The sequence below is a fragment of the Psychroserpens sp. genome, from assembly GCF_045105015.1.
GTDB lineage: Bacteria > Bacteroidota > Bacteroidia > Flavobacteriales > Flavobacteriaceae > Psychroserpens.
The window spans coordinates 25487-33596 of record NZ_JBGCCX010000162.1 but is presented as its reverse complement, the minus strand read 5'-3'; the positions used below and the strand labels follow the sequence as shown (position 1 = coordinate 33596).

Annotated in this window: 7 protein-coding genes and 2 pseudogenes; 8 read left to right on the top strand and 1 reads right to left on the bottom strand. The window is 30.5% G+C overall.

Annotated elements, in window-relative coordinates:
• From AB8B90_RS12575 to AB8B90_RS12555, 5 genes and pseudogenes are all read left to right on the top strand, one after another.
• Nucleotides 1–1272: pseudogene (locus tag AB8B90_RS12575) on the top strand (glycosyl hydrolase); the annotation flags it as partial.
• Nucleotides 1272–1820: a CopD family protein gene (locus AB8B90_RS12570; protein ID WP_405337402.1), complete on the top strand. Its 549-nt coding sequence runs from the start codon at nucleotides 1272–1274 to the stop codon at nucleotides 1818–1820. The pseudogene AB8B90_RS12575 and the gene AB8B90_RS12570, both read left to right, overlap by 1 nt.
• A gap of 62 nt (nucleotides 1821–1882) precedes the next feature.
• On the top strand, nucleotides 1883–3337 hold the full coding sequence (locus AB8B90_RS12565) for a sensor histidine kinase (RefSeq protein WP_405337400.1): 1455 nt from the start codon (nucleotides 1883–1885) through the stop codon (nucleotides 3335–3337).
• A gap of 14 nt (nucleotides 3338–3351) precedes the next feature.
• Nucleotides 3352–4134 (top strand): enoyl-CoA hydratase/isomerase family protein, encoded by a 783-nt coding sequence (locus AB8B90_RS12560; RefSeq protein ID WP_405337398.1) that lies wholly within the window; start codon nucleotides 3352–3354, stop codon nucleotides 4132–4134.
• Nucleotides 4135–4214: 80 nt separating this feature from the next.
• A pseudogene (locus AB8B90_RS12555) lies at nucleotides 4215–5287 on the top strand (PA0069 family radical SAM protein).
• A 43-nt stretch (nucleotides 5288–5330) separates the two neighbouring features.
• Here AB8B90_RS12555 and AB8B90_RS12550 read toward each other — a convergent pair.
• Nucleotides 5331–5903, bottom strand: coding sequence for a hypothetical protein (locus tag AB8B90_RS12550; RefSeq protein WP_405337397.1), 573 nt, complete (start codon nucleotides 5901–5903; stop codon nucleotides 5331–5333).
• Nucleotides 5904–6095: 192 nt separating this feature from the next.
• On the opposite strand from AB8B90_RS12550, the gene AB8B90_RS12545 reads away from it, so the two are divergent.
• The 3 genes from AB8B90_RS12545 (at nucleotide 6096) to AB8B90_RS12535 (ending at nucleotide 8062) form a co-directional block, all read left to right on the top strand.
• Entirely contained in the window at nucleotides 6096–6968 is an 873-nt protein-coding gene (locus AB8B90_RS12545) for a helix-turn-helix domain-containing protein (RefSeq protein WP_405337396.1), read from the top strand.
• Between the two features lie 21 nt (nucleotides 6969–6989).
• Nucleotides 6990–7163 (top strand): hypothetical protein, encoded by a 174-nt coding sequence (locus AB8B90_RS12540; protein WP_405337395.1) that lies wholly within the window; start codon nucleotides 6990–6992, stop codon nucleotides 7161–7163.
• 119 nt (nucleotides 7164–7282) lie between these two features.
• Nucleotides 7283–8062, top strand: a complete 780-nt coding sequence (locus AB8B90_RS12535) for a hypothetical protein (protein WP_405337393.1) — start codon at nucleotides 7283–7285, stop codon at nucleotides 8060–8062.
• Nucleotides 8063–8110 lie beyond the last annotated feature (48 nt).

Genomic DNA, 8110 nt, shown 5'->3' with positions numbered 1-8110 from the left:
GAACCAAGTGCTTTCGATGCAGGAACATGTTATGTTGCTGGAACTAAATACAAAACAGGTGATTTTGCTCCTTATTTGTATAAAACTACTGATTACGGAAAAACTTGGAAGAAAATTACAAATGGTATCAATCCCGAACATTTTACAAGAGTACTTAGAGAAGATCCGAAAAAGAAAGGATTGTTATATGCTGGAACAGAAACAGGAATATATGTATCATTTAATGATGGAGCAAATTGGCAGCCTTTTCAGTTAAACCTTCCAGTTGTTCCAATTACAGATTTAGCCTTAAAAGATAATAATTTAATTGTAGCAACACAAGGGAGAAGTCTTTGGGTTTTAGATGATTTAACAGTATTACATCAGCTATATGCCTCTGGTAAAGAGGATCATAAATTATTCAAACCGAAAGACACATATCGTATGGATGGAGGTTACGTCAAAGACAGTAAAACATCTGGAACAAATCACCCAAATGGAGTGATGACGTATTTCAGTTTAAAAAATTACGATAAAGACAAAGATGAAGTGTCGTTAACTTACCTTGATCAAAAAGGAGACACGATTAAGACCTTTTCAACTAAAAACAAAAAGAAAGATAAACTAGAGGTCAAAAAAGGAATGAACCAGTATGTATGGGATATGACTTATAAAGGTGCAGAAAAATTAGACGGAATGATTTTATGGTGGGCAAGTCTTGATGGACCACAAGCAATTCCAGGAACCTATAAAGTGCATCTTAATGTAAATGGAAATGCAGTGCCTCAATCCTTTAATATTCTTGCAGATCCAAGAGCGGAAAGCACACAAGCTGATATGCAAAAACAGTTTGATTTTATTACAGATGTAAATAAAACTATGGATGATGCTCATAAATCGATTAAAAAAATTAGAAATATAAAAACACAACTTTCTGCTTTTGAGACACAATACAAAGGGAATGAAGAGTTGAAAGATTTATTAGAGAAAGCTAAACAACTTAAAGAAGAGTTTTCAAAAATTGAAGAAGCCTTGTATCAAACTAAAAATAGAAGTAGACAAGACCCATTGAATTTTCCAATTCGATTAACCAATAAATTAGGTCATTTAAATGCTTTAGTTGGTATGGGAGATTTTGCACCAACCGATCAAGATATTGCTGTAAAAAACGAGTTGTCCTCAAAAATTAAAACACAACTAGATGAGTTTGATCGATTAATTAGTGAAGAAATTAGTGCGTTTAATTCAGCCTTTAACACCAAACAATTGAATTATTTATTTGTAGAAGATTAATGGAATATTACAATTACATAAAAGCATTACATCTTATTTTTATTATCACTTGGTTTGCTGGGTTATTTTATATTCCTAGATTATTTGTATATCAAATTGAAGCGTTTTATAAACCTTCACCAGAAAAAGAAATACTAGGAAAGCAATTAAAACTAATGGCAAGACGATTGTGGAATATCATCACATGGCCTTCGGCAATTTTAGCAACCGGTTTTGCTATTTGGTTACTATTACTTCGACCTTTTTTGCTTGAGCAACCATGGATGCATGTTAAGCTAACCTTTGTAGTGTTATTAATTTTATATCATTTAAAAACACATCACTATTATAAACAACTGCAACGAGATGAGGTAAAGAAGTCTTCAAATTTTATGCGACTTTGGAATGAAGGTGCGACTTTTATTTTATTCGCTGTAATATTTTTAGTGATACTCAAAAACGCCATTAATTGGATTTTTGGTGTTGTTGGAATTTTAGTCTTAGGAATTTTATTAATGTTAGGTTTTAAAGTTTATAAAAATATTCGAAGCAAAAATCCAGATGCATAATATTGGCTCAATTATTGTTACATTTAACGGAATAATCACCTAGATACACTACAAATTTTCAGATGAGATTAAAAAAACTCTCTTTACGTGTGCGCATCTTTTTTGCCATGATATTATTGGTGTTAATTGCATCAATATTGATTGCAGGTGTGACTATATATCAGTATAATGAAGAGGCAAGGGATTATCATAGAGACCGATTAGAACGAAAGGAACGCGCAATAATTAGTGATATTAATTATGTAATAAAAGAAACAACTTATCCAGTTGAAACCGAAAAAGTTCCACTTATTTTTAAAGATGAAATCTATAGAATAGCAGCTATTCATGGGCTCAAAATTAATTTATATGATATAGATGGCACTTTATTAAAGTCTTCAAAAGCTAGCTTTGCAAGAGATACGACTATAACTTGTATAGATGTAGAAGTTTTGAATACCATTTCTAATACAGCAGAACATAGATTTGTTATCAAAAACAAAAAAAATGGAGAAACTTTTCAATCTTCCTACACCTACATCTACGACTCTAAGTCAAAGCCACTTGCCATTTTAAATTTACCGTATTTAGAAAACGATGATTTTTTAAATAAAGAACTTAATGAATTTTTAGAGCGCTTAGGATACGCCTATTTGTTTATGATGCTTATTGCAATTGTCTTAGCTTTATTGTTATCAAAATATATTACAAAAACTCTAAAAACTATAGCAGATAAAATCAACGAAACTCGTCTTGAAAAACGAAATAAGAAGATAGATATTGAATCGTCTAGTGAAGAAATATCAACTTTAGTCAATTCATATAACAGTATGATAGATGAGCTCGAAGAAAGCGCTGTTCAATTGGCAACAAGTGAACGTGAACAAGCTTGGAGAGAAATGGCTAAACAGGTTGCACATGAAATTAAAAATCCACTAACACCTATGCGATTGAGTGTACAAAGTTTTCAGCGTAAGTTCAATCCTCAAGATGAGCATATTCATCAAAAAGTAGATGAATATAGTAAAACACTTATTCAACAAATTGATACAATGAGTTCTATAGCTTCAGCGTTTTCAAACTTTGCTAAAATGCCTGCTCAAAAAAATGAAACACTCAATGTGACAAGTATTGTAAAATTAGCTTTAGATATTTTTAGTGAAGATTATATTGAATTTGTTTCAGAAAACCCAGAGCTTATGGCAAATTTTGATCGTACACAGTTAATTAGAGTTGTTACAAATCTTGTTAAAAACGGAATTCAAGCAATTCCACAAGATAAAGAACATCCAAAGATTAAAGTTAGAGTTGCCTCAGAAAACGATATGGTTATGATTACTGTTGAAGATAATGGTGTTGGTGTTTCTGAAGACAATAAAAGCAAAATTTTTGAACCTAAATTTACAACTAAATCTAGTGGAATGGGATTAGGTCTTGCCATGGTAAAAAATATTGTGGAAACTTATAAAGGAAGTATTACCTTTACATCGCAACAAGATATAGGAACTACTTTTGCTGTAAAGTTTCCTAAAATTTAACAACATCAAATATCATGAGTTACCAAAATATTTTATCTGCTACTAATAGCGGAATTACCACGATTACGATTAACAGACCAAGTAAATTAAATGCTCTAAATAAAGCAACAATTCAAGAATTACACGATGCTTTTGATGAAGCTAATAAAAGTAAATCTACAAAAGTGATTATTGTAACTGGAAGCGGAGAAAAAGCGTTTGTTGCTGGTGCAGATATTAGTGAATTTGCAGATTTTGATGTAAAACAAGGCTCAAAATTAGCGGCTAAAGGTCAAGAATTATTATTTGATTATGTTGAGAATTTATCGACTCCTGTAATTGCTGCTGTAAACGGTTTTGCATTAGGAGGAGGCTTAGAATTAGCAATGTCTTGTCATTTTAGAGTGGCGAGTACAAATGCTAAAATGGGTTTACCAGAAGTATCACTTGGCGTTATTCCTGGTTATGGTGGCACACAACGTTTACCTCAATTGGTTGGTAAAGGTCGCGCCATGGAAATGGTGATGACAGCAGGTATGATTGATGCTAATCAGGCATTAGATTACGGTTTAGTTAATCATGTAACTTCTGTTGAGGAACTCATTCCTCTAGCTGAAAAAATAGCTAGCAAAATTATGCGTAACTCTTCTGTTGCCATTAAATCTGCTATTAACTCTATTAATGCTAATTATAAAGATGGTATTAATGGATTCAAAACTGAAATCAAGCAATTCGGAAAGTGTTTTGGCACCGAAGATTTTACTGAAGGAACTACTGCATTTTTAGAAAAGCGGAAGGCAGATTTTCCAGGTAAATAATTATTTTTTTGTTCATAATAAGAAGATTAACAGCGATTGAATTTAAACATATTTTGTAATTTTACAAAAAATTATAAAATATGTTTAAAAAATCAATTATTAAAGGTCGTGGCGCACAACAGAACATTCATAATCGTTTCTTTGAATTAAGCCACGAACAGCGTGATGATTTTTTAGAATATTGTGCAAAAGAAGGTGAAGACGCAGACCAAAATAAAACACGTTATTTACCAGTATTCCCGAAAACAATAGTTAATAAAGTTAAAAGCCCAGATGTTGGCATGGCATATTCTATGAATATGTATCAAGGTTGTGAACATGGCTGTATTTACTGTTATGCTAGAAATAGTCATGAATTTTGGGGATTCAGTGCTGGCTTAGATTTTGAACGACGTATTCTGGTTAAAAAGGATGCTCCAAAATTATTAGAAACGTTTATTAAACGAAAAAGTTGGAAAGCATATCCAATTGTCATGTCGGGAAATACAGACTGTTATCAACCAGCTGAAAAACAATTTGAAATTACAAAAGCCTGTTTGAAAGTGTTTCTGAAGTATAAGCATCCAGTTTCAATCATCACAAAAAACGCATTAATTTTAAGAGATTTAGAGATTATTAAAGCACTAGCTGAAGATAACTTAATTAGTGCAAATATTTCAATCACTTCGCTTTCAGAATCGACAAGAGGTATTTTAGAGCCTAGAACTGCAACTATAAAAAAGCGCTTAAATACAGTTAAGGTATTAAGTGATAATGGGATTCCAGTAAATGTGATGTTAGCACCAATAATTCCATCAATTAATAGTCACGAAATTTTCCTTTAGCAAAAGCAGCATCTCAAGCTGGAGCTTTAAGTATAGCGCATACTATTGTTAGATTGAATGGAGCTATTGGAGCTGTTTTTACCGATTGGATTAAAAAAGCCTTACCAAATAGCGCTGAAAAAGTATTGCATCAAATCGAAAATTGTCATGGAGGAACACTCAATGACTCGAGGTATGGAACACGAATGCGAGGTGAAGGAGAAATTGCAAAACAAATAAATGACTTAATAAAGTTAGCAAGGCTTAAGTATTTTAAAAACAAAGGGATGCCAAAACTTAATACCGAATTACATGATGTTTATAAAGATGGTCAAATGAAATTGTTTTAAAGAAAAAGCTACCAATCTGGTAGCCTTTTTAGAATTAGTTGTTTTATAGCTTAAAATGTTTGACAAATCTCCGTTCATTTATTTTTAAAATAGTGTGATAATCTCCAGTTTTGGTGTCTGAAAGTTTGAATACTCTATTCATAGTTTGTTTACCATCAATATTTTCAGAATAAACAAGAACATCTTCATAGTAAATTTTAATTTCAATAGCATTTGATTCTAAATTCATTTGAGATATCAACAATTTATCATCTTCTAATCGTATTGAAGGTTTAAATAATTTTTTTTCCATCTCTTTGAAAAAGACAATTCCATTATTTTTAATTTCAAATGGTTTTATAATTATTTCAAAGTCTTTTTCAAGTTCTACAGTATATATTCCTTCTTTTAGTTGTTTTAGATCAAAAATTTTAGAAAGATTTCCATTGTTTTTTATCGTTTCTGAATGAAGAATAAATCCATTGCTGTCTTTTACTAAAAGCTGTTGACCTTTTTTTGCATTTATAAATTCTACCATTGTAACTTTTGCAAGAGATCTTGCTTTCATTGTTCCTGCATAGTTTAATGTTGATACTAACATTAATACTACTAGTGAGATTTTTTTTACTGTTTTCATCATATTTAGGTTTAATGATTAAAGTACAAATGTAGCATAGGTAGTACAGATAGAAAACAAGTATTTTGACACATATCTATTCTATATTAACTATATTTTTTACTTTAAAACAATAAGATGTTAATTTAGCATACAATTTTGATAATTATGTATACTTTTCAAATTATGTTTACTATTAAATTTGTATAAGTTATGATGACTAGAAAACCCATTTTAGAAAAAATAAGCCCAGAATTTGGTAGTTCTATTAAAGTTATAAAGGACAAATCGTTTGTTCCTGATTATGAAAAATTTTGGCATTTTCATCCCGAAATTCAATTAGTGTATGTTAACAAAGGCAAAGGGAAACGACATATTGGAAATCACATATCTTATTTTAATAATAGTCAATTACTGTTAATAGGTTCAAACTTACCTCATAATGTATTCACAGATCAACTTACAATTGATGGTACACAAACAATCATTCAGTTTAGACCAGAATTTTTAGGAGAACATTTTTTTGAAGTTCCTGAAATGCAAGGCATCAATGAATTATTTGAACTTGCAAAAAATGGAATTCTATTCGGAAAAAAAACTAAGCAAAAAATCGGAAAGAAAGTTGAAAAACTTTCAGAAAAGGAAGGCTTTAAAAAAATACTAGTGTTACTTGAAGTTTTACATGGCTTAGCTAAGTCTAAGGACTATACAATTTTAAATGCAGATGGTTTTGTGTTTGAAGCTGAGCCTCAGGATAGTGCAAAGCTTGATATAATATTTAAGCATGTTAATGAAAATTTTACTCGACAGATAACTTTAGATGAAATCGCAGATAAAGTAAGTCTCACTGTTCCTGCATTTTGCAGATATTTCAAAAAGGTAACAGGAAAAACATTTACGAAACTAGTTAATGAATACCGTATTGTTCATGCCACAAAGTTATTATCAGAAAGCCAAATGAGTATTACTGAAGTAAGTTTTGAATGTGGCTTCAATAATTTTTCACATTTTAATAAACTATTCAAAGAATTTACTGGAAAAAGCGCTTCTAAATATAGAGGAGAATTAAAATTAACTATTAAGTAGATTAATTTATAAACTAACATCATGGAAGATAAAATTGACAGAACATTAGTCTATTATTTAGTTAAGCAAAAACAAATATTGGATAAAGTGAATATGTCTAATTCACTTACAGTTGATGAAATTATTCATTATGGTGAAGAAATATCTATAATTGAAAACAAAATTACAGCGTTAGAAATAGCAAAAGAGAATTAATGAATCAAGTGCCTTTTAGTTAAAAATCAACTTGTTGACAAAATAATTCTTAAAAGTTATTATAGACAGTTTGCTTTTTTTAAATTCGCGACCTAAATCAATTTAAAATACAATTTATTATGAAGATTAAATTTTTATCAATCCTGTCGTTAGCGGTAATTTTATTTACAGCATGTACAAGTGATTCAACTAGTGAAGAGTTTGACGATAACAATCCTGATGCCGTTGCAAGACTTATTACAGAGATAGCTATAGTATCTGCTCAGAATCCTATTGATAATACAACAATAAGTGTAAGTTATGATGCTAATAACAGAGTTACTAGTATTACAGACGGTGTAGAGACTAACACGCTTGTTTATAATAATGATGATAGTTTAACAAATGTTGCCGGTCCAGGTGAAACGTTAAACGTACAAGATCTTTATGATGATTCTCCATTTGAAGCTTTTGAGTATGGAGAAGTAATTGATTATGATTCTAATAACAATCCTCTAAACATCAGAATTTATGATTATGAGTATAACTTTAATACTGGTATGGAGGAGACAATTGAGTACAGAGCATTAATCACTTATGACGATAAACCAAACCCTTATTTTTACACACTTCAAGCTGCTGGTGCAATTGAAATCATGGATAATGTAGAATTGAATTTTAGTTCAGAAATGAATGCTCCAGAACTTATTCAAGCTAGATTATTATTTCCTTCAAGAAATGTTAGTGGTGTTACAATCACAAATTTAGCTGGTCAAGTTTTAACAGAGGTTGTTGCTAATTATGTTTACAATTCAGATAACTATCCAACTTCGGGTACTATTACAGAAACTTCATATGAAAACGGAATGGTTGATGAAACCAATGTTGTTTCAATGACTTATGCATATTTAGTTAACTAACACAAAATATATGTTTTAAAAAAGGTTCATTATTTAATGAACCTTTTT